The sequence below is a fragment of the Peristeroidobacter soli genome, assembly GCF_004138485.1.
Classification (GTDB): domain Bacteria; phylum Pseudomonadota; class Gammaproteobacteria; order Steroidobacterales; family Steroidobacteraceae; genus Steroidobacter; species Steroidobacter soli.
The window spans coordinates 522,276-545,423 of record NZ_RYEV01000003.1; the positions used below are offsets into that span (position 1 = coordinate 522,276).

A 23,148-nucleotide genomic window follows, 5' to 3' on the forward strand; every position below is an offset into this window, starting at 1 on the left:
TTGTTGTCCTCTATTCGATGAAGGGATCGACGACGGAGCGCCGGCCGGCCATGAAGGCATCGGCGACCAGGCGGAAGGCGGCGAGGTCGACGTCCAGTCGACGCTCGCGAACCAGCGGGGCGAAACGCGCGTACAGATTCGCGTACTCGCGATCCGGCGCGGAGACCGTTTGTTTGCCGTCGACGTGCATGACCGAGCCGCCTTTGGAAAGCAGCAGGCGGCCGTCGTCGGTCTCGATGTCGATGTCCCAGCTCTGCGGTCCGGTCTGGCGGAAATCGAATTCCGCTCGCACCGGCAGGCCGCCGGGACCTTGCAAGGTCAGCTCGGCGGCGATGGGCGTCTCGCAATTCGAGGGGAAGTGCAGCTCGGCGTCCTTCAACACCAGCGGCTGCGGCAGGATGCGGGTGATGATAGACAGCGCGTTGATGCCGGGATCGAACACACCGAGGCCGCCGGCTTTCCAGATCCAGGCCTGGCCCGGGTGCCACACGCGCACGTCTTCTTTCCAGGTCACCTGCACGTTGCGAATCTTCCGACCCGCAAGCCATTCGCGCGCCGGCTCGACGGCGGCGGCTTCGCGTGAATGCCAGGTAGCAAACAACGCCAGCTGCCGCTGCTGAGCCATATCGACGAGGCCTGCGACTTCATTCAGCGTCGCGCCCGGTGGCTTCTCCAGCATCACATGTTTGTTCTGCTCCAACGCATACCGCGCGATCTCGTAACGAACCTGCGGCGTGCAGCACAACGACACCGCTTCGATCTCCGGCTGCTCGCGCAGCAGGGTCTCGATGTTCGGATAGCTCGGCGTGCCATCGAGCTTGTTGTGCGGACTCGCGACCGCGACCAGATGATAGTTCGGATTGGCCGCGAGCGAAGGCAGGTGTTGATCGCGCGCGATCTTGCCCAGGCCGACGATGGCGAGTTTGATCGGGCTCATGGGTTACAGCGCCTTGACCGCCACGGTGGGAGATTCGCTGCGCTTCAGGGGATTGCGCAGCGGCAGACGGAACGGTGGCGCTTCGATCTCGAACACATCGCCTTCTTTGGTCTGGATGCCTTCGGAGAACGACAGCGTCGCCGTGCCGAAGAAATGCACGTGCACGTCGCCGGGCCGACGGAACAACCGATATTTGAAATGATGATGTTCGAGATTCGCGAGGGTGTGCGACATGTTGGCTTCGCCGGTCAGGAACGGCTTCTCCCACAGCGTCTTGCCATCGCGAAGCACGCGGCTCATGCCACGCACGTCTGCTGGCAACTCGCCGACCAGCAGTTCCGCGCCCAACGCGGCATGGCGCAGTTTGGAATGCGCCAGCCACAAGTAATTGCCACGCTCGGTGATGTGATCCGAGAACTCGTTGGCCAGACAGAAACCGATGCGACGCGGATTGCCCGCGGCGTCGATGAGATAGATGCCGGCGATCTCCGGTTCTTCGCTGCCGTCGAGTGCGAAGTCCGGCGAGGGCAGGGCGTCGCCCGTGCCGACCACGCAAGAGCCGTCGCCCTTGTAGAACCATTCGGGCTGCACGCCGACCTGGCCGGCGGCGGGTTTGCCGCCTTCCAGGCCCAGGTTGAACATGCGCATCGAGTCGGTGAGCGTGCCGCCGGCCGCGGCCTTGTGCATCTTGTCGCGACCTTCGGCCGAGCCGAGATGCGTAAGGCCGGTGCCGGTGAGATACAGGTGAGCGACGTCCGGATGATCGATCGGAGCGAGCAGACGATTCCAGGTCTGCAGCTCCTGCAGATCGAGCCGTTCGTCGGAGAGCCGCGCGGCCACGCATTTTTCCAGCGAGGTGCCGCCGTTCAGCGCGGTTTGCGCCAGCTGATAAGTGCTGGTGCAATCTTTCACTTTACGAGCGACGCCACTGTCGTCGATGGCGGCCACGCCGCGCTGCCCGTCGGCAGCGCGCACCTGTATCAAACGCAAACTCATTTGTTAGTCCCGGTCGAATAGACGCCGTCGAGTCGATGCGGCGTGGACGATTGCGCGCCGCGCTTCAGGACCGAAGGCAACAGTGCATCGGGAATATCCTGGTAGCACACCGGACGCAGGAAACGTTCGATGGCGAGTGTGCCCACCGACGTCGTGCGGCCATCGGAGGTCGACGGGTACGGGCCGCCGTGAACCATGGCGTGCGACACTTCGACACCGGTCGGCCAGCCGTTCGCGAGAATGCGGCCCACCTTGCGTTCCAGCGTCGGCATCACGGCGAGCGCCAGCGCATAGTCTTCTTCAGTGACATGCAGTGTGGCCGTGAGCTGGCCTTCCAGTTTTTCCAACGCATCGATCAGCTCTGCTTCATTGGCGCAACGGACGATGACCGACGACGCGCCGAACACTTCCTCGGCGATCTGATGAGTCAGCGCGCTCGCATTGACGGAGAACAGGGCGCCACGGCCGCAATTCGCGCCGGCGGTGTCAGAGCCGCGAGCAATTGTCTTCACCGACTTGTTGGTGGCGAGACGATCCACACCCTTCTGGAACGCATCGTAAATTCCTGCGGTCAGCATGACCTGAGGCGCCGCGCCGCCAAGGGCGGCGGCCGCCGAGGCGATGAATGTATCGACGTGCGGGCCTTCGAGTGCGAACACCAGGCCGGGGTTCGTGCAGAACTGACCGGAGCCGAGCGTGAGCGATGCGACGAATTCCTTGCCGAGCGCTTCAGCGCGAGCGGCGAGCGCACCGGGCAACAACAGCACAGGATTCACGCTGCTCATTTCAGCGTAGACAGGAATCGGTTCGGGGCGAGCCGCGGCAATCTTCATCAACGCCACGCCACCACCGCGCGAGCCGGTGAAGCCAACCGCTTTGACGCGCGGATCGGCGACCAGCGACGCGCCCAATTCGCGCTTGTCACCATTCAATAGCGAGAACACGCCCGGATGCAGACCGCACTGAGCGACGGCTTCGCTGATGGCTTGTGCAACCAACTCGCTCGTGCCCGGATGCGCCGAATGACCTTTGACGATGACCGGACAGCCGGCCGCGAGCGCGGAAGCGGTGTCGCCGCCCGCGACGGAGAAGGCGAGCGGGAAGTTGCTGGCGCCGAATACAACGACCGGGCCGAGCGGCACTTTGCGCTGACGCAGATCCGCGCGCGGCAACGGCTTGCGATCGGGCATCGCCGGATCGATACGCACGCCCTGCCAACCGCCTTTGCGCAACTCATCCGCGAACAGACGCAGCTGACCCACAGTGCGCCCGCGCTCACCCGTCAGACGCGCGAGCGGCAGACCGGACTCGGCATTGGCGCGCTCGAGCAGCTCATCGCCCAACGCCATGATGCGTTCGCCTATGGTCTCCAGAAACTTCGCGCGCGTTTCGTTATCGAGCGCGCGGTACTGATCGAAAGCTTCGCTGGCCAATTGGCAGGCGCGCTCCACCTCGGCGCTGCCGGCCGAGCTGAAGGGCGGGTCGATCAATGAGGCGGTGGTGGGGTTGGCCGCGCGAAAGGTTTGAGCGGTCGCGACGCGTTCGCGACCGATGAATAGCTGACCGGTCAGGGGCATGGGGTTCTCCGCCTAAACTTGTTCCGTCGATTTACTCAGACATTATCCCAGTTGCGCCCTGGCCGGCAATCGGCACGGGCACCCCGGGGGTGAGGTAGCGTTAACAACGCCTGCGGCATTAAGACATCCGAGGGCTGCATCAACAAGACCGCGCAATGAAAGGTGGGGGGCGCGGACGCAAAATCCATCGGCGGGGCAGCCTTTTCAGGCCGCCCCGGGAAGAGACAGGGGGACTTCAGCCTCGGGCCGAAGTTGCAGTCTTGGCGGGCTTGGGTTTGCGCGAGTTGACCGTGTCGAGCTGCGCCAGTTCGACCAGGTTCAACATCGCCGCATGCGCGGCCTTCGGGTCGGAGGCTTTGACGGCCTCGTACACTTTCTGGTGATCCGGGATCGGGTCACGGCGCAGAGGGTTGTGGCGCTGCTTGAAGATAGTGGTCCATGAGACCGCGGCACCGACGCCGCTAGTCAGCGACACGATGAAGGCGTTGCCGCTCGCGCGGAGCATCGCCGAGTGGAATTCCTGGTCGGCGAGACGGCCCGCCTCGCTGGCCAGCGTGTGCGTCGCCATGCCTTCGAGCGCCTTCTCCATCGCTTCGAGCTCTTCATCGCTCCGGCGCAGGGCGGCCAGCGCGGCGGCTTCGGGCTCGACGATCTTGCGCAGCTCGAACAGGTTGGCGAGCAGGGTGTCGTCCGGCTCGAACTCGAAAATCCACGACAGCACATCGGGATCGAGCATGTGCCAGCGGGCCTGCGGGCTGACGCGCGTGCCCACCTTGGGGCGCGACTCCACCAGACCCTTCGCGGCCAGAATACGGACCGCTTCCCGATAGGCGGTGCGCGAGACCTGCAGCCGATCGCTCGCATCGATCTCGCCATTGAGGATGTCGCCGGGCTTGTAGCGCCCCGACACGATCAACACCCCCAGGTCACGCGCGATGGTTCCATGCAGTCGCAGCGACTTGCGTCGCGCCCGTGCATTAGCCCTCGCTGCCGCGGATTTTTTGCTCGACATCGATGATTTCCCTCGACACGCCGGCGGGCCACGGCCCTGCCTCTGCGTCATGCGCCGGTAGTTTACGCACGCCGCACGCGGATTTCGCTGCAGATCGCACTGAAATGCGGCGCCGACCGGCGGCGATTGCGTCCGGCGCCAGCGGCTCTGCAAAATGGCCCGGACGATTTGCCTGACAAATCGAAAGTCGTTACCATAAATTGTCTGAGTTATATGAATTCAGGCAGCCATGATTTTTGGGGGAGATATGCACAGCTGCGACGGCCGGTCGAGGCTCACGTGCGGAATGTGAGTGTCCACAGGCGCGACCTGCTCCGCGCATCGCTGTACATGGGCTCGGCGCTGGGGCTCTCCGCCAGCGCTTTGGCTCGTACCGACAGTCAGAGTCCGGCCTCGCTCAATGATCGACTCGCGGGCGACCTTTCGCCGGTCCACGACCCTTGCATCATCAAGCAAGGCGATACCTATCATGTGTTCAGCACCGGGCAGGCCCATGATCCCACCGGGTTGCTTCCCTGGCGCACGTCCAAGGATCTGGTGAACTGGACGCTCAACGGTCGCGTGTTCGATGAGATCCCGAAATGGGCACAGCAGGCGGTGCCCGGTACTCGCGGCACCTGGGCGCCCGACATCGCGTACTTCAACGGGCTGTATCACCTCTACTACTCGTGCTCCACCTTCGGCTCGAATCATTCGGTGATCGGGCTGGTGACCAACAGGACGTTGGATCGCTCATCGAAAGACTTCAAGTGGCAGGATCGCGGCCTGGTCGTGCAGTCCTCGCGCGGCGACGACTTCAATGCCATCGACTCGAATCATCTGATCGATCGCGACGGCAAGCATTGGCTGTGTCTCGGCAGTTTCTGGAGCGGCATCAAGTTGTTTCCGCTCGATCCGCGGACCGGCAAGCTGTTTCCCAACGATCAGCGCAAATATTCCCTCGCGCGGCGCCCTGCGCCCGAGGAAGCGCCGGGTGCGATCGAAGCGCCGTTCATGATCGAACGTAACGGCTACTACTATCTGTTCTCGTCGTTCGATTACTGCTGCCGAGGCGCGGCCAGTTCCTATTACATCGTCGTCGGTCGCTCGCGCGAGGTGACCGGTCCGTATGTGGGGCGCGATGGCAAGTCACAGATGGAGGGTTACGGGACCGTGGTGCTTCAAGGCAATCGTCGCTTTCGCGGGCCAGGTCATCAGGCGGTTCTGCGCGACGGCGAGCGCGACTATCTCGTCTATCACGCCTACGACGCCGAGCATGACGGCCGGCCGACGCTGCGCATCGCGCCCATCGAGTGGACCGCCGACGGTTGGCCCACGGTGCTCTGATCAGTCACCAGTCATTAGTCACTTCAAATTCATGCCCGGCATCGAGCTCAAAAACGTCACCAAGACCTTCGGCTCTGTCACGGTCATCGACAACGTGTCGCTGAGCATTCGGCCGCGTGAGTTCATGGTGTTTCTCGGGCCCTCGGGCTGCGGCAAGTCGACGCTCCTGCGCATGATCGCGGGCCTGGAGTCCGTCGACGCCGGCGAGATCTGGATTGGTGACCGGCGCGTCGATCAGCTGGCGCCGGGCGAGCGACGGGTTGCGATGGTGTTCCAGCACTACGCGCTTTATCCCCACATGACGGTGCGCGAGAACATGTCGTTCGGGCTGCGCAACGTGAAGCTGCCCGAGGCTGAGATCGACAAGCGGGTCGATGCTGCCGCGAAGATGCTGGAGATTGCGCATCTGCTGGAGCGGAAGCCGGGGCAGATCTCGGGCGGACAGAGGCAGCGGGTCGCGATCGGTCGCGCCATCGTCAAAGAGCCGCAGTTGTTCCTGTTCGATGAGCCGCTGTCAAATCTCGACGCCGCGCTCAGAGTGCGCACGCGCCTGGAGATTGCGCAGCTTCATCAGCGCGTCGAGGCGGCGATGATCTTTGTTACGCACGATCAGGTCGAGGCGATGACGCTCGCACATCGTATCGTCGTGATGAACAACCGCAAGATCGAGCAGATCGGCACGCCGATGGAGATCTACTCGCGGCCCGCGACCACGTTTGTCGCGAGCTTCGTCGGTACGCCGGCGATGAACTTCTCGCCGGTCGAGCTGAGTGATGGGCCGAATGGGTTTGTGTCGGCGCGGTTGCCGGATGGCGCGATCGTGGCCACGCGTATTGATAAGGCGTCGTTGCCCGAGTCCAGGTCGTTCAAGCTGGGTATTCGGGCGGAGTCGTTGGATATCTGCCCCGTGGGGCAGGGCCAGACGGCGGGCGTCGCGCAGTTCGTCGAACGCTTGGGAGATCGAACGCTCGTGTACGTGCGCTTGTCCGATGGCACGACAGTCGTGGCCGAGGACGCGGGCAACAGTCGGGTGGCGATCAACGACAAGGTCGGCGTGAAGTTCGATGGCGGTGGGGCGCACTTGTTCGATGATCAGGAGCGGGGTCATCACGCCGTGCTGGAGGGGAACTCGACATGAGCACCGCCGGCCAGCTGGGCGGAATCAAGCAGATGCGCGTTCATCAAGTGACGTTGCACGGGAGCCGAACGTGAGCACCGCGGCCGAACTAGTGGGCGAACTCGGTCAGGGGCGCGTCCATTACGCGACGTTGCGCGGGAGCCGAATGTGAGCGCCGCTGCGGGCCAATTGAGTGATCTCGGCCGAGCGCGCGCTCAGCCAGCGCGGGCGGGCGCGCAGCAGAGTCGCTGGAGTCACCTGCTGTACGTGGCGCCGTTCCTGTTCCTGTATGTGACCTTGCTGGTGTATCCGCTCTTCGCCGGCTTCTGGCTGAGCCTGCACAAGGCCGACTTCTTCGGCGGCAGCCGCTTCGTGGGCTTCGAGAACTTCGTCCGCCTGTCCAACGACAAGGTCTTCATCGGCGCCGTCGGCAACACGTTCTATTTCATTCTGCTGACCGTGCCGGCGCTCGCGATCATCGGGCTTGGCCTCGCCCTGGCACTGAATCGAACGACACCAACGGCCGCCTTCCTGCGCGGCGTGTTCTTCTCATCGTCGGTGCTGTCGGTGACGATCGTGACGCTGTTGTGGAAAGTGGTATTCGCCCCCGACGGCGGCTTCCTCGCGAACCTGTTCGAAGCATTCGGCAAGCAGCCCGTCGCGTTCCTGAGCAACGCCGACCTTGCGTTACCGGCCATCGCCATCACGACCATCTGGTGGTGCATCGGGCTGCCGATGATGTTGTTCCTGGCGGCGCTCCAGCAGGTGCCGCGTGAGTTGTATGAAGCGGCGGCACTCGACAACGCCGGTCGATGGAAGACGCTCTGGAGCGTCACGCTGCCATCGATCCGACGCACGTTCGCGCTCGTGATCATCATCGAAGTGGTGCTGCAGTTTCAGCTGTTCGGTCAGGCGTATCTGATGACCCAAGGCGGGCCGAACAACGCGTCACGGCCGCTGGTGCTGTTCATCTTCGAAGTGGGCTTCACTCGCTGGGACGTTGGCTACGCAGTGGCGGCGGGTCAGATTCTGTTCGGTCTCATTGCGATCGCCGCGATGGCGCAGTACTTCGTCGCGCGACGTAAGGAGGCGTTCTGATGACGACGCAGCTGTCATCGGGCGCCGTCGGTCGCGGCTTGGGCGATCGAGTGATTCTCGCGGCAACGATTGCGCTCGCCATCGTGATGGTCCTGCCGATGCTGTGGGCCGTCGGCTTGTCGCTGAAGACCAATGCCGAACTGCTGGTCGATACCAACTCAGTGCTGAAAGCGCCGTGGACGCTCCGTAACTACTACGACATCCTGATTGGCTCCGGCGTGTTTCGATGGCTGCTCAACAGCATCATCGTGTCGGTGGGTATGAGCCTGGGCGTGCTCGCGCTGTCGTCCCTGGCCGGGTACGGCTTTGCGAGGCTCGAATTCCCGGGGCGCAATGTGATTTTCGTACTGGTGCTGTTCGGGCTGGCGATTCCCGAGCAGGCGGTGATCCTGGTACGCCATCAGTTATTCAGCGATCTCAACCTGCACAACACCTATGCAGGCTTGATGTTGCCCGGCATGTCGGCGCCGTTCGGCGTGTTCCTGATGACTCAGTACTTCAAGGCCATTCCCACCGAAGTCGATGAGGCGGCGATGCTCGACAACGCGTCGCGCTTCAAAATCTTCTGGCGCGTGCTGTTGCCCATGACGCTGCCGGCGCAGGCGACGCTCGGCATTTTCACGTTCCTGCACGCGTGGAATGACTACTGGTGGCCGCTGGTGTCGGGCACCAATGAGCAGATGTACACGCTGACCGTCGGCATCGCGTCGACGCAGATGAACTTCGCGGAGTCGGCCGGTCTCGGCTACTTGATGGCGCAGGCGGTGTTCGCAGGGCTGCCCATCCTGATCGTTTATATGTTCTTTCAGAAGTACATCGTGCGCGCAGTGTCCGGAGCGGCGGCATGAGGCACTTGCTGGCGACATTACTGAGCTGCGTCGCACTCGCGAGTTGCGGCGTGCGTCAGGCGCCGAACGAGATCGTCGTACAGCGGTTCTTCGGCACGTGCAAAGCCGAGTACGGCAATCGCACCGACGTCGAGAACGCGGAGGGCGAGTGCGGGATCATGACGACGCTGATCAACAGGTTCAGCGCCGAGAATCCCGATGTGAAGGTACGCGTGAGTCCGGTGGCGTGGCCTGGATATAACCAGCTGGCCGCGCAGCTGGCGTCGGGAGATCCACCGGATCTGGTCACGATGCACCTGTCGGCGATCTCGGATTATCAATCGAGGAAGTTGCTCGAGCCGCTGGATAAAGATCTACGCGCCGTCGGTGTGGATCCGAACGGCTTCACCGCGGCGAGTCTGGTGAGCGTCAGCAAGCAGGGTCAGATTTACGGGCTGCCCATCGACAACTGGGCGCCGCTCTGGCACATCAATATGAACTATTTCCGGCAGGCCGGCCTCGTGAAGGATGGCAAGCCGATCCTGCCGCGCAGTCCCGAAGAGTTGCTGGCGCACGCCCGGCAGTTCAAGCAAGCCACCGGCAAACCCTATTTCGTACAGGCGCTGGCGAACGAGCGGGCCGCATACACTCGCAATCTCTACACGCTGTTGATGCAGCAGAGCGTCGACTTCTTCGCCGATCCGCAGCAAGTGAAGCTGCAGTCGCCGGAGACGAAGCAGGTCGTCGCTATGTTCCGGCAGCTCTATGTCGAAGACCTTACCACCAAGAATCAAGACTACGCGGCCGCCACCAATGGATTCATCAATGGCGCCGGCGGCGTGTATCTGGTCGGCACCTGGATGATCGGCGACTTCGATGCGGAGTCGCGCAAGGCGGGCAGGCCGTTGACGAATGGCTATGCGGTCATGCCGTGGCCGCAGCTCTACGCGCGCGACGCGACGTTCATCGATGGGCACGCCTGGGTGATGCCAGTGAGAGATCGCACGCCTCGGCAGCGTGACGCGGTGTTTCGCTTGCTGAAGTTTCTTGCCGATCACGACTTCGAGTGGTCCAGAACGGGACATCTCCCGGCGTACAAAGCGGTGATCGAGAGCGAGCGCTTCAACGCGCTGCCTCATCGCAGCGAGATCGCGAAGATCGCCACGACGGGCATGCCGCTGCCATCGGCTGTGCAACGACAGTTTCCCGTGCAAGACATCATTGGCGAGGAAATGGCGGCTGCCATTACCGGCCACAAAACCGTCGACGCCGCGCTCGCGGATGCCGAGCATCGCGTCAACGATCTGCTGTTTCATCTTCTTTAGCGCATTGGATCATCGTCATGCTCACTTCACGCATCGTCGTCGACCGCGATTTCGTCATCTCCGAACTGGATCGCCGGGTGTTCGGCACCTTCGTCGAGCACATGGGGCGCTGTGTCTACGGCGGCATTTACGAGCCCGGTCATCCGACCGCCAACAAGGACGGTTTCCGTCAGGACGTGCTGGAGCTGACGCGCGAGCTCGGCCCCACCATCGTTCGTTATCCCGGCGGCAACTTCCTGTCCGGCTACAACTGGGAAGACGGCGTCGGTCCGAAGGACAAGCGCCCGACGCGTCTGGATCTCGCGTGGGGCTCGACCGAGACCAACGAGTTCGGCACGAATGAATTCATCACCTGGTGTCGCACGGCCAATGTCGAGCCGATGTTCGCAGTGAACCTGGGCACGCGTGGCCCGGATGAGGCACGTCATCTGCTCGAGTACTGCAATCACCCCGGCGGCACGTACTACTCGGATCTGCGTCGTGAGCACGGTTACGAAAAGCCTCATGGCATCAAGTTCTGGTGCCTGGGCAATGAGATGGATGGGCCGTGGCAGATCTGTCAGAAGACCGCGCAAGAATACGGCCGCGTCGCCAAGGAGACCGCAAAGGTCATGCGCTGGGTCGACGGCGATCTGCAGCTCGCTGCGTGCGGTTCGTCGCAGCGTGCGATGCCGACTTACGCGTCCTGGGAATACGAGGTGCTCGACCACTGCTTCAACGACGTGGACTTCATTTCATTGCACGCGTACTTCCGCAACGACAGCAACGACATCGAGGACTTCTTCACCGTCATCGAAGACCTGGACGCCTTCATCAAAGAAGTCGCCGCGATCGCCGACGCGGTGGCGGCGAAGCGTCGCTCGCCGAAGCGCATCATGCTGTCGCTGGACGAGTGGAATGTCTGGTACAAGGCCCACTCGCCCTCCGACCTGCGCAAGCCCGGCTGGCCGAAGGCGCCGCCGCTGATCGAAGAGATCTACAACTTCGAAGACGCGCTCGTGGTCGGTGGTGCGCTGATCACCATGATCAACAACGCGGATCGGGTCAAAGCGGCCTGCATCGCGCAGCTCGTCAACGTCATCGGTCCGATCATGACCGAGACTGGCGGCGCGGCGTGGCGTCAGACGATTTTCCATCCGTTCGCACAGGCTTCGCGTCACGCGCGTGGCCAGGTGTTGCGTGCCAAGGTGCAGTCGGAAACGTTCTCGACCAAGACGCATCCGAACGCGTCGTTGCTGTTGTCGAGTGTGATTCACGACGAGGCGACTGGCGCGGTCACCATCCTCGCGCTGAATCGGAGCGCGACCGAAGAGATGCAGCTGGATGTGGAGCTGCGTGGCCTGGGCGAAGGCCGCAAGGTGTCGATTGCCAGCGAGCTGCATCACAGCGACATCAAGGCCGTGAACAGCAAGTCTGCGCCGAATGCGGTCGCGCCGAAGGAACGCAGCGATATTTCCATCAACAAGGGTGTGGTCAGCGCGAAGTTGAAGCCGTTGTCCTGGAACGTCATCGTCACCACGCCAGCGTAAGGAATCCTTGTGTCGTCGACAGTGGCAGAGCCCTTTCGACGCTCGATCAGTCGAGAGTGGCCAAGGCCGTTCAGTAGGGAGCTCTCATGCAGATGCTGCGATTTATAGGGTTGGGAACGCTGCTCATGGCGAGCCTGGCGGTCGACGCCGCAACACCGGCGGTCCAGACCTTCGGTCTGGGCGACGTCGAATTGCTCGACAGTCCGTTCAAGCAAGCGATGGAACGCAACGCCGGGTATCTGCTCAGTCTCGATGCGGATCGCCTGCTGCATAACACGCGCAAGTACGCTGGGCTGAAGCCGAAGGGCGAGTTGTATGGCGGCTGGGAATCGCAAGGCATCGCCGGCCACACGCTTGGACACTATCTGACGGCTCTGTCACAGCAGTACGCGTCGACTCACGATCCGCGTTTCAAAAAGCGGCTCGACTACATCATCAGCGAGATGGCCGAGGCGCAGCGAGCTTACGGCGATGGCTATATCGGCGCGCTTCCGGAGCTGGAGCTGAAGACCATGCGCGGCTTCAAGCAGGGCAGGGTCGAGATCAAGGATGCGTTTACCTTCAAGGAGGGCGCGTGGGTGCCTTGGTACACGCAGCACAAGGTGCTTGCCGGTTTGCGGGACGCATGGACGCTCGGCGAGAGTGCGCAAGCGAAAGACGTGACCTTGAAACTGGCGAATTGGGTCGACGACATCACCTCCCGCCTGACGCCGCAGCAACAGCAAACGATGTTGCAGGTCGAGCATGGTGGCATGCGCGAAGTGCTGTTCGATATCTATGGACTGACTCAGGACGATCGTTATCTGAAAACCGCGCAGCGTTTCGAGCATCGAGTCATTCTCGAGCCGTTGTTGGCGGGCCGAGACGAGCTGCCCGGCAAGCATGCGAACACGCAGATCCCAAAAGTCATCGGGGCTGCGCGCGGCTATGAAGTGGCGAACCAGTCGGAAGGCCGGCCGATTGCAGAGAACTTCTGGAAGACCGTCGTCCACAACCATTCATGGGCGATTGGCGGCAACAGCGACGGGGAGTTCTTCTTCTCGCCGAACTCCGCAGCCGAGCATCTGAGCGCGGCGACCGCGGAAACCTGCAACACCTACAACATGCTCAGACTGACGGAGCGGTTATTCGGTTGGCAGCCGCAGGTCGAGTACGCCGACTTCGAGGAACGCGCGCTGTACAACCACATCCTTGCTTCACAGGAACCGAAGCAGGGCATGTTCACGTATTTCATGTCGCTCAAACCGGGACACTTCAAGACGTACAGCACGCCGCACGATTCATTCTGGTGCTGCGTCGGCAGCGGCATGGAGAATCACAGCAAGTACGGTGCGGCGATTTATTTCCACACAGCCGATGCTCTGTATGTGAACTTGTTCATTCCGTCGGTGCTGCGTTGGAAGGAGCGGGGTCTCGAGCTGCGGCAGAAGACGCTGTATCCGAACGAGAATCGAACGTCGCTGACGGTGATCGAGGCGTCGCATGAGCCGCTGTCGTTGCGAGTTCGTGTGCCGGCTTGGGCCTCGGGCAAGGCCACGGTGACGTTGAATGGCAAGGCGATGGCGGTCGATGCGAAGCCGGGGTTCTACGCCACTGTGCAAAGAGAATGGCAGCAGGGCGATGTGATTGAGGTGACTTTCCCGACCGCGGTCCGCACCGAGCCGCTGCATGGGTCGACCGATCAGTTCGCTTTTGTGTATGGGCCGGTCGTGCTGGCGGGCGATCTCGGTCCCGCGCCGTCCGGGCCGACGGTGCCGTATGCCAAGGAGCAGCAGGCGAATCTCAAAGCTGAATCGATCGAAGTGCCGGTACTGGCGGGCGATCCTCAGCAACTGGCGGCGAGCCTACGTCGCGTCCCTGGTGCCGCGCTGGCATTCAAGCTGACGACCGGCGAACCTCGCGAGGAAGTGACGCTCCGGCCATTCCACGAGATCGATTACGACCGCTACACCGTGTATTGGAAGACCACGCCGGCCAAGCAGGCGGCCAGCGAGTAGTAGCGGCCAAGCCCGTGGTTGCGGTATTACTTACCGCGCCATGTGGCTGATCCGCACCAAGCTCGAACCTCCCGCGCCGACGGATCGGCTCATTCCCAGGCATCGCCTGCGCAAGCGGCTGCCTGCATTGCTCAAGTCGCGGCTGACGCTGGTCCACGCGCCGGCGGGGTTCGGGAAGACCAGCCTGCTCGCCGAGTGGGCGCGCTGCCTGCGCAATCAAAACGTCCGCGTCGCCTGGCTGTCTGTCGACGAGGATGATGCCGAGCCGCTGCAATTCCTCGCCTATCTCACGGCCGCGCTCGAAGCGAGCGGCATCGAGGTCGGCCATCTCGGTCCGGCGGCGGCGCGCGGGTTTCCGGATGTTCCGGTCACTTCAATTGTCGCCGCGTTGACGGGAGCGATCGAGCGTTCGACCGCCCGCACGGTCGTGATCATCGACGACTATCACCGTCTCGCCGGCCATCGTTCGCGCGTGGACCTGGTCGGCGTGGCGTTGGCGAAGCTCATCGACACGCTCGCCACCCGAATCAGCTTCGTGGTCGCCGGCCGCTTGCGACCGGCGTTGCCGAATGCGGCGGCTCGAAGTGCCGAGAGCCGGTTGGAAATCAGCGCCGACGAGTTGCGCTTCACCGAGGAAGAGACGCGTCGGTTGCTCAATCCTGGCGTGGCCGCGTTGAGCGACGAAGAATTGAATCGTCTCGCGATCGGCGCGGACGGTTGGGCAATCGCCGTGGCCACGGTGCGCCAATGGTTGGGCGCGGGCTGGGATGCCGAACGAGTGCTGGCGGCGCTGGCCAATCCAGGCGCCGATCTGCGCGGCTATCTCACTGACCAGATTCTTCGCAGCCTGGAGCCGGAGCAACGCGAGTTCCTGCGACGAACCTGTGTCGTCGATCGCTTCTCCCGCGATCTGGCGGCGGCGTTGTGTCCTGACGAGAACGTCGACGCCATCGTCGCGGCGCTCGAGCGCAAAGATCTGCTGGTCAGCCATTGGGACGGTGGTGAGCGCTGGCTGCGTTATCACCGACTGCTGAGCGACACGGCACTCGCGGAGTTGCGCGGCGACGCCACGGGGGATGAAATATCGCTGCATCGCGCCGCCGCCGAGTGGTTCTTCGGCGCAGGCTTGCATGCTGAAGCGGTTCGTCATGCCATCGCGACTGGCGATGAAGCACTACTCGCCGGACTGTTCGAGCGCGCGGGCGGCTGGTGGCTCGTCGTGACAGGGAACATCGGTCTGGCGCGCAACGCACTCACCCGTATTCCGGTCAGTGTGCTGAGAAAGTTTCCTCGTTCGCATCTGGCTTCGATTCTGATGCTGGGCAAGCAAGGCAGAGTCACCGAGGCGCGCAGGGAGATGTCATGTCACGACTTGCATGCGCTGCCCGATCCGTTGATGGAATACGATGCCGCGATCATCGAAGCCTGCGTCGCTCGTTATGAAGATGCTCCGGTATCGCTCGGCGAATGCGTGGCGTTGTCGGAACGGGCCGCACTGCTACCGCAAGATCAGCATGTGCTGCACGCGACGTACGGCAACATTCTTTGCGCCATGTATTTCGAAGCGGGCGATCTGTCCACCGCGCTTGCGGTTGGAGACGATGCCGTTCGTCACTACCGCAGCCAGAGCTCGATTTTCGGCGAGGTGTTTGTTTACGTTCACCAGAGTTGTGCGCTGCTGGAAAGCGGGCGTCTGCGCGATGCCGAAGCCTTGCTCCGGCAAGCCTGGCACCTGGCGCGCGATACCACGGGCCCGAACACAGAAACTGAAGCCGTTGCGGCCTGCATGCTCGCTGTCGCGTTGTATGAGAAGGGCGATGTCGAAGAGTCCGAGACATTGTTGTCTCCGGCGCTGGCCGCAATGGAGCAGGGTGAGAGCTGGTACGAGTTGCTGGCGCGAAGTTATGACGTGGCAGCCGCCATGGCGCGCAGACAGGGCGGGCTCGACGCGGCGCTCGCGGTTGTAAGCAGGGTGCGTGCAACGGCGGCAGCGCGCGACATCGGTCGATTGGAGGAATTTGCGGATATTCTGGAACTGCGCGAGCGCACGATCGGTGGCGAGATCGATACTCCCATCGTCACGCAGTTGGAGGCTGCCACGCGCTCCCGGTTGGCCCTCGGTCAGTCGCCACGGGTTCGATTCCGTCGGCAACTTGCCCTGGCGCAGTTGGAGATGCAGCGAGGGCAAGCGCGGGCGGCATTGGTCCTGCTCGCGCCCTTGATCGATGCGACTCGTTCCTCGGGTCATTGGCGCGTTCATACCGAGGCATTGGCGGTGCGCGCGCTGGCTTTGCACACGCTCGATGAGCATTGGAACGCGCGACGGGATTTCGATGCCGCCGTCAGTCTCGCGATGTTCGAAGGTCAACGACAGTTGTTTCGCGATCTCGGATCGGCACTCCTGCCATTGGCGCAAGCGCAGACGATCTCCGATGCCGAGGCGCGCTTGCCTCGCGTCCGGGATGTGTTCATCAGCTCCATCGTGGCTGACTGGCAGCAGCGGGCGGCCGATGCGGACGGCGCCATGCTCAGCGAGCGCGAGCAGGCGGTGCTACGTCTGCTGGCGCAAGGGCTGACCAACAAAGCCATCGCGCGGGCGCTGCAGGTCTCGGACAACACGGTGAAATTCCATCTGAAAAACGTCTTTGCCAAGCTCGGGGTCACCTCGCGCGCCGAAGCGGTGCGCGCACTGCATTCATAACGACCCTACCCGCCGTCACGACGCGCACCTACCCGCCACTCCCATTGTCACGGCGCGGCCCGGATCTCTTAATGACCGGGCATGAAAACACCTCTTTTACGCATCGGCATCGATGTCGGCGGTACCAATACGGATGCCGTTGTCATGCTGGGCCGCGAAGTCCGGGCCGCATTCAAATCGCCGACCACTGCCGACGTAGGCACGGGTATTCGAACCGCGCTCACCGAGGTGCTGCGTCAGGCCGAGGCCAAGGGCTCGCACATCGGCGCGGTGATGATTGGAACGACCCATTTCACCAATGCTTTCGTGCAGGCCCGGTCGCTGGCCAAGGTGGGCGTGATCCGGCTGGCCGCGCCTGCGACCACGAGCTTGCCGCCGTTCGCCGATTGGCCCGATCGATTGACTGAAGTCGTTGCCGGTCCGGCGTATGTCGTGCGCGGCGGCTACAACTACGATGGCAGCGAAATCGCCACGCCCCGGCGCGACGAAATCCTGGCCGCTGCGCAAGCGATTCGCGCTGCCGGTCTACGGGCCGTCGCCATCTCGTCGGTGTTCGCTCCTGTGAACGAAGCGCAGGAGGTGTTTGCCAGGAACATCGTACTGGAAGTCATTCCTGACGCCGCGATCACGCTGTCGCACGAGCTGGGCCGCATCGGTCTGATCGAGCGCGAGAACGCGGCCATCATGAACGCATCGCTCTCGGCGATGGCGGGCGACGTGGTGCGCTCGTTCGCCGAGGCGCTCGCCGCGCTGGATATTCATTGTCCGCTCTACGTGAGCCAGAACGACGGCACGTTGATGCCGCCGCAAGTGGCTGCGTCGTACCCCGTGCTGACATTTGCATCCGGCCCCACCAACAGTATTCGCGGCGGCGGCTTTCTCACCGGGTTGGACGATTGCATCGTCGTCGATATCGGCGGCACGACAACCGACGTTGGGGTGCTTGCCGGAGGCTTGCCGCGCGAGAGCTCGATTGCGGTCGATGTCGGCGGGGTACGTACCAACTTTCGCATGCCGGATGTGCTCTCGATCGGTCTCGGCGGCGGCAGTCGCGTGCGACACGCAGATACCTCGGTCACCGTCGGGCCGGATTCGGTCGGCTTCAAGCTGCGCAGCGAAGGCCTGGTCTTCGGCGGCTCCACGCTCACCGCAACAGATATCGCGGTGGCTGCAGGCATCGCGACTGTGGGCAATCCGGCGGCCGTCGACCATCTCGATCGCGAGCAGGTATCGCGAGCGCTGCAGAAGATCGGCGTCATGATCGAAGAGGCCATCGATCGTATGAAAACCTCTTCGACCGCCGTGCCGGTCGTGCTCGTCGGTGGCGGCAGCATTCTTGCGCCGACGACGTTGCGAGGCGCGGCGAAAGTCATCATTCCGAATCAGGCCGGTGTCGCCAACGCCATAGGTGCGGCCATCGCGCAGGTGAGCGGCGAGGTCGATCAGGTTTATTCCTATGAGCAGCTGGGGCGCGATGCTGCGTTGGAGCGCGCTCGCACCGACGCTACTAACAAAGCCGTCGCTGCTGGCGCAGACAGCGCAACTGTGCAGATCGCCGACGTAGAGGAATTGCCATTGCAGTACTTGCCAGGAGCGGCGGTGCGCGTTCGGGTCAAAGCCATCGGCGAACTCGCCGGCCTGGGAGTTTGAGCATGCGCATCGGGCTGTCTGATACCCACGATTTCGCTCGCGGCGCGGCCTTCCTCGGCACTGGCGGCGGCGGCGATCCCTACATCGGTCGTTTGCTGCTCGAACAGGCGCTGAAGAAATCTCCACCGACGCCCGTGCTCAAGGTCGATGAGCTGGATGACGACGCGCTGGTGATTCCCATCGCCGGCATGGGCGCGCCGACTGTCATCGTCGAGAAGATTCTTGGCTTCTCGGAAGGCGAGCGCGTGCTGCGCGCGTTGGAGAACCGGCTCGGTCGCAAGGCGACTGCCATCATGAGTGCCGAGATCGGTGGCCTCAATGCGCTGTATCCAGTGGCGATGGCCGCGCATCTCGGCTTGCCGGTCGTCGACGCCGACGGCATGGGTCGCGCGTTCCCTGAGCTGCAGATGGTGAGCTTCAACATCTTCGGACAGCGCAGCGCGCCGCTGGCGATGACCGATGAGAACGGCGACGTCGTGCTGATCGAATCCGATGACAACCTGCGCGTGGAGCGACTGGCGCGGCCCATCGTCGTGCCCATGGGCGGGTTGTGCATGATGGCGATTTACCCGATGAGCGGACGCGCCGTAAAAGAGTGCGCCATTCGCGATACGTTGAGTCTGGCACTGGGCATCGGTCGCGCGATCGGTCAGGCGCGCAAGGAACAGCGCGAGCCGTTCGAGAGCTTGTTCGCGCACCTGCGGACGACCGAGTACTACCGTCACTGTCGCCTGTTGTTCGACGGCAAGATCGTCGATCTGAAGCGCGAGACCTTGCGAGGCTGGGCGATCGGCCACGCCGTCATCGAAGATTTCAGCGGCCAGCGGCGTCTCGAAGTGACTTTCCGTAACGAATTCCTGCGCGCGCGCGCCGATGGACGCACCGTCGCCATCGTCCCGGATCTGATTTCGATCCTGGATCGGGAGACGGCCGAGCCCATCACCACCGAGAACCTGAAATACGGTCAGCGGGTAAAGGTGGTCGGAGCGAGCGTGCCGCCCATCATGCGCAGCGCCCGAGCGCTGGAAGTCTGGGGGCCGCGCGCGTTTGGATTCGATGAGCCGTTCGTGCCCATCGAAGCGGCGCCGTGAGCTCATCTCGAATAACAAAACTTGGGGAGTCCATCATGAAACAGCAACAGTCACTCGCGGCTCTGGCGGCCCTCTTGCTCGGTCCGTCCCTGGTCGCGGCCCAGAGCACGAACGACGATGTGATGTTGGAAGAGGTGACGGTCACGGCGCAGCGTCGCGCCGAACGTCTTCAGGACGTGCCCGTCGCAGTCACTGCATTCACCGCTGCGGAAATCGAAGCTCGCGGCGTCGGTAGTACGCGAGACATTCTGCCGATGACGCCGAATGTCACGTACGACGAGTCATTCACCGTCGGTAACAGCTTTGTCTCGGTTCGCGGCGTGGCGCAGATCAACAATGCCGACTCGCCGGTGGCCATCGTCGTCGACGGGGTACCGCAGAACAGTCAAAAGCAATTGCGCATGGAGCTGTTCGATGTCGAGCGCATCGAGGTGCTCAAAGGTCCGCAGGGCGCGCTGTATGGTCGCAACGCCATCGGCGGCGCGATCAACATCGTGACGCGCGAGCCGACCAATGACTTCGACGGCTGGGCGCAACTCGGCGCCGGTTCGGGCAATCTGCGCAGCGCGAGCGGGGCCGTGTCGGGGCCGATCGTCGAAGACAAGCTGCTGTTCCGTCTGTCCGGCGCGTACAAGGACAGCGACGGCACGATCGAGAACGTGTTCCTGCACGAAAAGGTCGACTTCTACGAGTCGAAGGATGTCCGCGCCCGCTTCATGATTCTCGCGACGGATGCGCTGACCATCGATGTGCGCGGCTCGTACTCCAACATCGACGGCGGCGCCGTGATGGATGCCTCCATGGACCCGGCGCTGACTGGCAACGCGAATCGGAAAGTCCTGCCTCGCTCCAATATCCTGGGTAACAGCGAGCGCGAGATCAGCGACGCGACCGTCAAGATCGATTGGCGCACCGATGTCGGCACGCTCACGGCCATCACCGGCTATACCGATCTGACCGAGACCTACTATGGCGATCTGGATTTCTGCAATCCGGTCGATTGTCCCAACGGCATCTTTGGCCTCGGTCCGCAGGCGGATCAGCGACAGCTGCTGGATGTGACTTTGCTGAGCCAGGAGGTGCGCCTGGCATCGCCCGACGATCGGCGGCTGCGCTGGATCGTCGGTGGCTTCTATCTCTCGACCCAGCGCGACCTGGATACGATCGCGCACCTGCTGATCCCGAACCTCCCGGGCATTCCGTTGATCTCCAACGCCGAGGAGAACGACAACGACGCCTACTCGGCGTTCGCCCAGGTCGATTACGACATCACGGATCGCACCACCTTGGGTGTTTCATTGCGCTACGACCGCGACGAGCGCGAGCAGACCAATGCCAGCGACCCGACCCGGCCGACGCGCAGCAAGTCGTTCAGCGACGTTCAACCCCGAGTCGTGGTCGATCACAAGCTCACCAAGGATCAACTGGTCTACGCGACCTATGGCACGGGGTTCCGCTCGGGTGGCTTCAACGGCGTCGGCGGCCGGCCGTTCGATGCCGAGACGCTGCAGAACTACGAAGTCGGTTACAAGTCGACCTGGTGGGATTCGCGTCTGCGCCTGAACGCCTCGGTGTTCCGCTCGCGCAGCGAGGACTATCAATTCTTTTATCTGGACTTCAACCAGGGCGGCGCTCAGGTCATCGACAATCTGGACAAGGTCGAATTCACCGGGGCCGAGTTGGAGTGGCAGGTGCAGGCGACGCGCTATTGGACGCTGCTCGGCGCGGTCGGTTTGCTCGATACGGACATCAAGGCCATCGACCCGAGCCTGACGGTGCCGGTGGAACGCGGCAATCGCACGCCGAAGACCCAGAAGTCGACGTTCTCCCTCGGCAGCCAGCTGGAGATTCCGCTCGGCTCGCTGACCGGCACGATTCGCGTCGACTATGGGCGTTGGGGCAAGAAGTACTGGCACCCGGACAACGTCGATATCCGCGATCCGGTGAACATGCTCGATCTGCGGGTGTCGATCGGCAACGAGCGCTGGACCGCGACCGCCTGGGGCCGCAACGTGCTCGATGAGTTCTATTGGCAGGACTTCAACGCCGTGGAATTCGGCGCACCCGGCGTCGACCTGGGCTCGCCGTCCTCGCCCGACACCTACGGCATCGACTTGAAGTACCGGTTCTAGCGCCCGGTCTTCCGCTAAGGGCCTTCGTTGACCTCATCCACCGTCGTCTGGCCGGTCCAGCGACGGTAGAGATGAGCCCAGGCCATGCCGATGGCCATGATCAGCGCCAACACCACCAGGCCGACCCAGATCAGGGCATTGGTGTTCTGCAGGCTGACCCAGCCCCAGGACGCAATCATCCAGATCAGTGCGGCGCACAGCGCCAGGGCCAGCACCATCCCGAGGAAGCCGATGGAGCGCAGGGTGGCGCCCAGAAACACGATCCAGCCGATCAGCAACAGCAGGCCCAGCACCGCCTCGACCGGCGTCATGCTCGGAAAACCGTCAGCCACCATGTGCACATACGAATAGCCGCTGGGGTTGAAGGTCAGCAGCACGAGTATCAGCGACAGCACCACCCGGACCAGAAACCCGCTGAAGCTCAAATCGTTCACGTTTGTCGTCCCCTCGCCGCGAAGGACCGAAGTATCGGCGAGCCGGGCTGCCGTGTGAAGCAGCGCGGAAATACCCCTCGGCGGCTCCCCCTCGCGCCTTTCCACGGCGTGTCATACGCGATCGCGCCCGCGTACACCGCTTCGTGAGAATTCGTGCGCCGTAGCGAAAGAAGCGATTTGCGCATTTCCCAACTTTTGACGAAACAACGCCACTTCGAGTGATGGCAATCTGCGAAACAGCGATTGCGGCCGGGCTGCAGGGAAACACGCGACGAATTTTGTTTCCAAACATCACGAAGCGCGAAGCGCTGGTTCTCACGGAACAATGTTTCTTATTTTAATCCCAAACAAGGATTTGTATTTTTTCATGGAAACAACAATGGAAGCACGGGATAGTGATCAAGCACGAAAGCCGCGCATACTTCAGGTCGCTCGGTTCGCACATTGCGATGACGCGAAAATCGCGGGGCATGACCCAGGCGGAACTGGCACGCGCCATCGGCGTGTCACAGCAGGCAGTGTTCGCGTACGAGCTCGGCGAGCGTCGCGTATCGGTGCTGATCCTCGCCAAGATTGCCAAGGTGTTCGCGGTGCCGGTGGAAGAAATGATCGGCCTCACCAAGTCCGCGCGCATGCCGAAGGGGCGCCTGTCGCCCCGGGCGATGCGTCACGCCGAGCGCTTGCAAGGGCTCACCAAGACCCAGCAACGCTTCGTCATTCGTATCATCGACGTGCTCGAGTCCAGCAACTCACGTTAGCAGCCGGCGGCCGCGGCGGGGTGGCCGCATGACGCGCTCAAGCAAGATCAGGCGCGTCGACGCGACCACCATCGCCTCCGTCGTGATCACGGTGGAGGGCCGCAAGGCGATCAGGGATGCCGATCTCGCGACTCTGTTCGGCCTCGGCCTGACGGCCTTTTACAAGCGCATCGGTCGCAAGTTATGGATGCTCAGACCGGGGTGGTATTTCAAACTTTCCAAACGCTACGCCCGCGGCCGTCTCGATACCCAGCCGTCGCTGGCGTTCGCTCAGAACGGCGTCTTGCTGATCGCCAGCATTCTCGGCGACGACGATTCATTGGAAACCGGCATGGAAATCGTCCAGGCGCTGCGAAGCCGGCGCCGCGGCTCGACCCAAAAGAAACGTCCTGCCCGCCGCAAGCACTGTGCCGAGAAATCGCAACGTTATTACGAATCGATGGCGCGAATGCTCCAGGGGCGGCTGCACGATCTGTTGAGGAAGATGCAGCACTGACGCTCCGGATCGGTGCGTATGCGTTTGACAGTTGCGGAATCGATTCAGGGATCGCCCTCGTCGCAGGCACATTGTGACAATTCTGGGAAGGTGACGGTTCTGTGATATCGCCAGCGACACGAGTCGTGCTGTTCATTTTGTGAAG

18 protein-coding genes are annotated in these 23,148 nt (G+C 62.8%); 13 read left to right on the forward strand and 5 right to left on the reverse strand.

All coding sequences use genetic code 11. The features are described from left to right. Window positions 1-10 precede the first annotated feature (10 nt). From EKO19_RS11090 to EKO19_RS11105, 4 genes are all read right to left on the reverse strand, one after another. Window positions 11-937 carry a Gfo/Idh/MocA family protein gene (locus EKO19_RS11090; protein ID WP_129776484.1) on the reverse strand — a complete coding sequence of 309 codons (927 nt, stop codon included), beginning with the start codon at window positions 935-937 and terminating at the stop codon, window positions 11-13. A gap of 3 nt (window positions 938-940) precedes the next feature. Continuing rightward, window positions 941-1,933: an AraD1 family protein gene (gene araD1 / locus EKO19_RS11095; RefSeq protein WP_129776485.1), complete on the reverse strand. Its 993-nt coding sequence runs from the start codon at window positions 1,931-1,933 to the stop codon at window positions 941-943. Beyond that, window positions 1,930-3,510 (reverse strand): aldehyde dehydrogenase (NADP(+)), encoded by a 1,581-nt coding sequence (locus EKO19_RS11100; protein WP_129776486.1) that lies wholly within the window; start codon window positions 3,508-3,510, stop codon window positions 1,930-1,932. Before EKO19_RS11100 ends, araD1 begins: the two co-directional genes overlap by 4 nt. 235 nt (window positions 3,511-3,745) lie before the next feature. Then, window positions 3,746-4,522 carry a FadR/GntR family transcriptional regulator gene (locus EKO19_RS11105; protein WP_129776487.1) on the reverse strand — a complete coding sequence of 259 codons (777 nt, stop codon included), beginning with the start codon at window positions 4,520-4,522 and terminating at the stop codon, window positions 3,746-3,748. A 309-nt stretch (window positions 4,523-4,831) separates the two neighbouring features. Between EKO19_RS11105 and EKO19_RS11110 the strand changes: the two genes are divergently transcribed. The 11 genes from EKO19_RS11110 to EKO19_RS11160 all read left to right on the forward strand — a co-directional run bounded on the left by EKO19_RS11110 (window position 4,832) and on the right by EKO19_RS11160 (window position 21,315). Beyond that, on the forward strand, window positions 4,832-5,848 hold the full coding sequence (locus tag EKO19_RS11110) for an arabinan endo-1,5-alpha-L-arabinosidase (protein ID WP_407676647.1): 1,017 nt from the start codon (window positions 4,832-4,834) through the stop codon (window positions 5,846-5,848). Between the two features lie 31 nt (window positions 5,849-5,879). Then, on the forward strand, window positions 5,880-6,986 hold the full coding sequence (locus EKO19_RS11115) for an ABC transporter ATP-binding protein (RefSeq protein WP_129776488.1): 1,107 nt from the start codon (window positions 5,880-5,882) through the stop codon (window positions 6,984-6,986). A gap of 168 nt (window positions 6,987-7,154) precedes the next feature. After that, on the forward strand, window positions 7,155-8,063 hold the full coding sequence (locus EKO19_RS11120; protein ID WP_407676648.1) for a carbohydrate ABC transporter permease: 909 nt from the start codon (window positions 7,155-7,157) through the stop codon (window positions 8,061-8,063). Beyond that, window positions 8,063-8,911, forward strand: coding sequence for a carbohydrate ABC transporter permease (locus EKO19_RS11125; protein WP_129776490.1), 849 nt, complete (start codon window positions 8,063-8,065; stop codon window positions 8,909-8,911). The genes EKO19_RS11120 and EKO19_RS11125 overlap by 1 nt, the downstream gene beginning before the upstream one ends. Next, window positions 8,908-10,215: an extracellular solute-binding protein gene (locus EKO19_RS11130; RefSeq protein WP_129776491.1), complete on the forward strand. Its 1,308-nt coding sequence runs from the start codon at window positions 8,908-8,910 to the stop codon at window positions 10,213-10,215. Before EKO19_RS11125 ends, EKO19_RS11130 begins: the two co-directional genes overlap by 4 nt. A gap of 17 nt (window positions 10,216-10,232) precedes the next feature. Next, window positions 10,233-11,744, forward strand: coding sequence for an arabinosylfuranosidase ArfA (gene arfA, locus EKO19_RS11135; RefSeq protein WP_129776492.1), 1,512 nt, complete (start codon window positions 10,233-10,235; stop codon window positions 11,742-11,744). Between the two features lie 86 nt (window positions 11,745-11,830). Continuing rightward, on the forward strand, window positions 11,831-13,741 hold the full coding sequence (locus EKO19_RS11140) for a glycoside hydrolase family 127 protein (protein WP_129776493.1): 1,911 nt from the start codon (window positions 11,831-11,833) through the stop codon (window positions 13,739-13,741). A gap of 40 nt (window positions 13,742-13,781) precedes the next feature. After that, complete coding sequence (locus EKO19_RS11145) at window positions 13,782-16,442, forward strand: LuxR C-terminal-related transcriptional regulator (RefSeq protein WP_129776494.1); 2,661 nt, start codon at window positions 13,782-13,784, stop codon at window positions 16,440-16,442. 81 nt (window positions 16,443-16,523) lie between these two features. Next, the gene (locus EKO19_RS11150) at window positions 16,524-18,092 is read left to right on the forward strand and encodes a hydantoinase/oxoprolinase N-terminal domain-containing protein (protein WP_129776495.1); all 1,569 of its coding nucleotides are present in this window, start codon (window positions 16,524-16,526) and stop codon (window positions 18,090-18,092) included. A 2-nt stretch (window positions 18,093-18,094) separates the two neighbouring features. Continuing rightward, a complete protein-coding gene (locus EKO19_RS11155) occupies window positions 18,095-19,183 on the forward strand; it encodes a DUF917 domain-containing protein (protein WP_129776496.1) in 1,089 nt (362 codons plus the stop codon). A 35-nt stretch (window positions 19,184-19,218) separates the two neighbouring features. Next, window positions 19,219-21,315 carry a TonB-dependent receptor gene (locus tag EKO19_RS11160; RefSeq protein ID WP_129776497.1) on the forward strand — a complete coding sequence of 699 codons (2,097 nt, stop codon included), beginning with the start codon at window positions 19,219-19,221 and terminating at the stop codon, window positions 21,313-21,315. 14 nt (window positions 21,316-21,329) lie between these two features. On the opposite strand, the gene EKO19_RS11165 is transcribed toward EKO19_RS11160, so the two are convergent. Continuing rightward, window positions 21,330-21,749, reverse strand: coding sequence for a DUF6524 family protein (locus EKO19_RS11165; protein ID WP_129776498.1), 420 nt, complete (start codon window positions 21,747-21,749; stop codon window positions 21,330-21,332). A 395-nt stretch (window positions 21,750-22,144) separates the two neighbouring features. On the opposite strand from EKO19_RS11165, the gene EKO19_RS11170 reads away from it, so the two are divergent. Both EKO19_RS11170 and EKO19_RS11175 read left to right on the forward strand, forming a co-directional pair. After that, window positions 22,145-22,507 carry a helix-turn-helix transcriptional regulator gene (locus EKO19_RS11170; protein ID WP_281281051.1) on the forward strand — a complete coding sequence of 121 codons (363 nt, stop codon included), beginning with the start codon at window positions 22,145-22,147 and terminating at the stop codon, window positions 22,505-22,507. A gap of 28 nt (window positions 22,508-22,535) precedes the next feature. After that, window positions 22,536-23,003 (forward strand): hypothetical protein, encoded by a 468-nt coding sequence (locus EKO19_RS11175; RefSeq protein WP_129776500.1) that lies wholly within the window; start codon window positions 22,536-22,538, stop codon window positions 23,001-23,003. Window positions 23,004-23,148 lie beyond the last annotated feature (145 nt).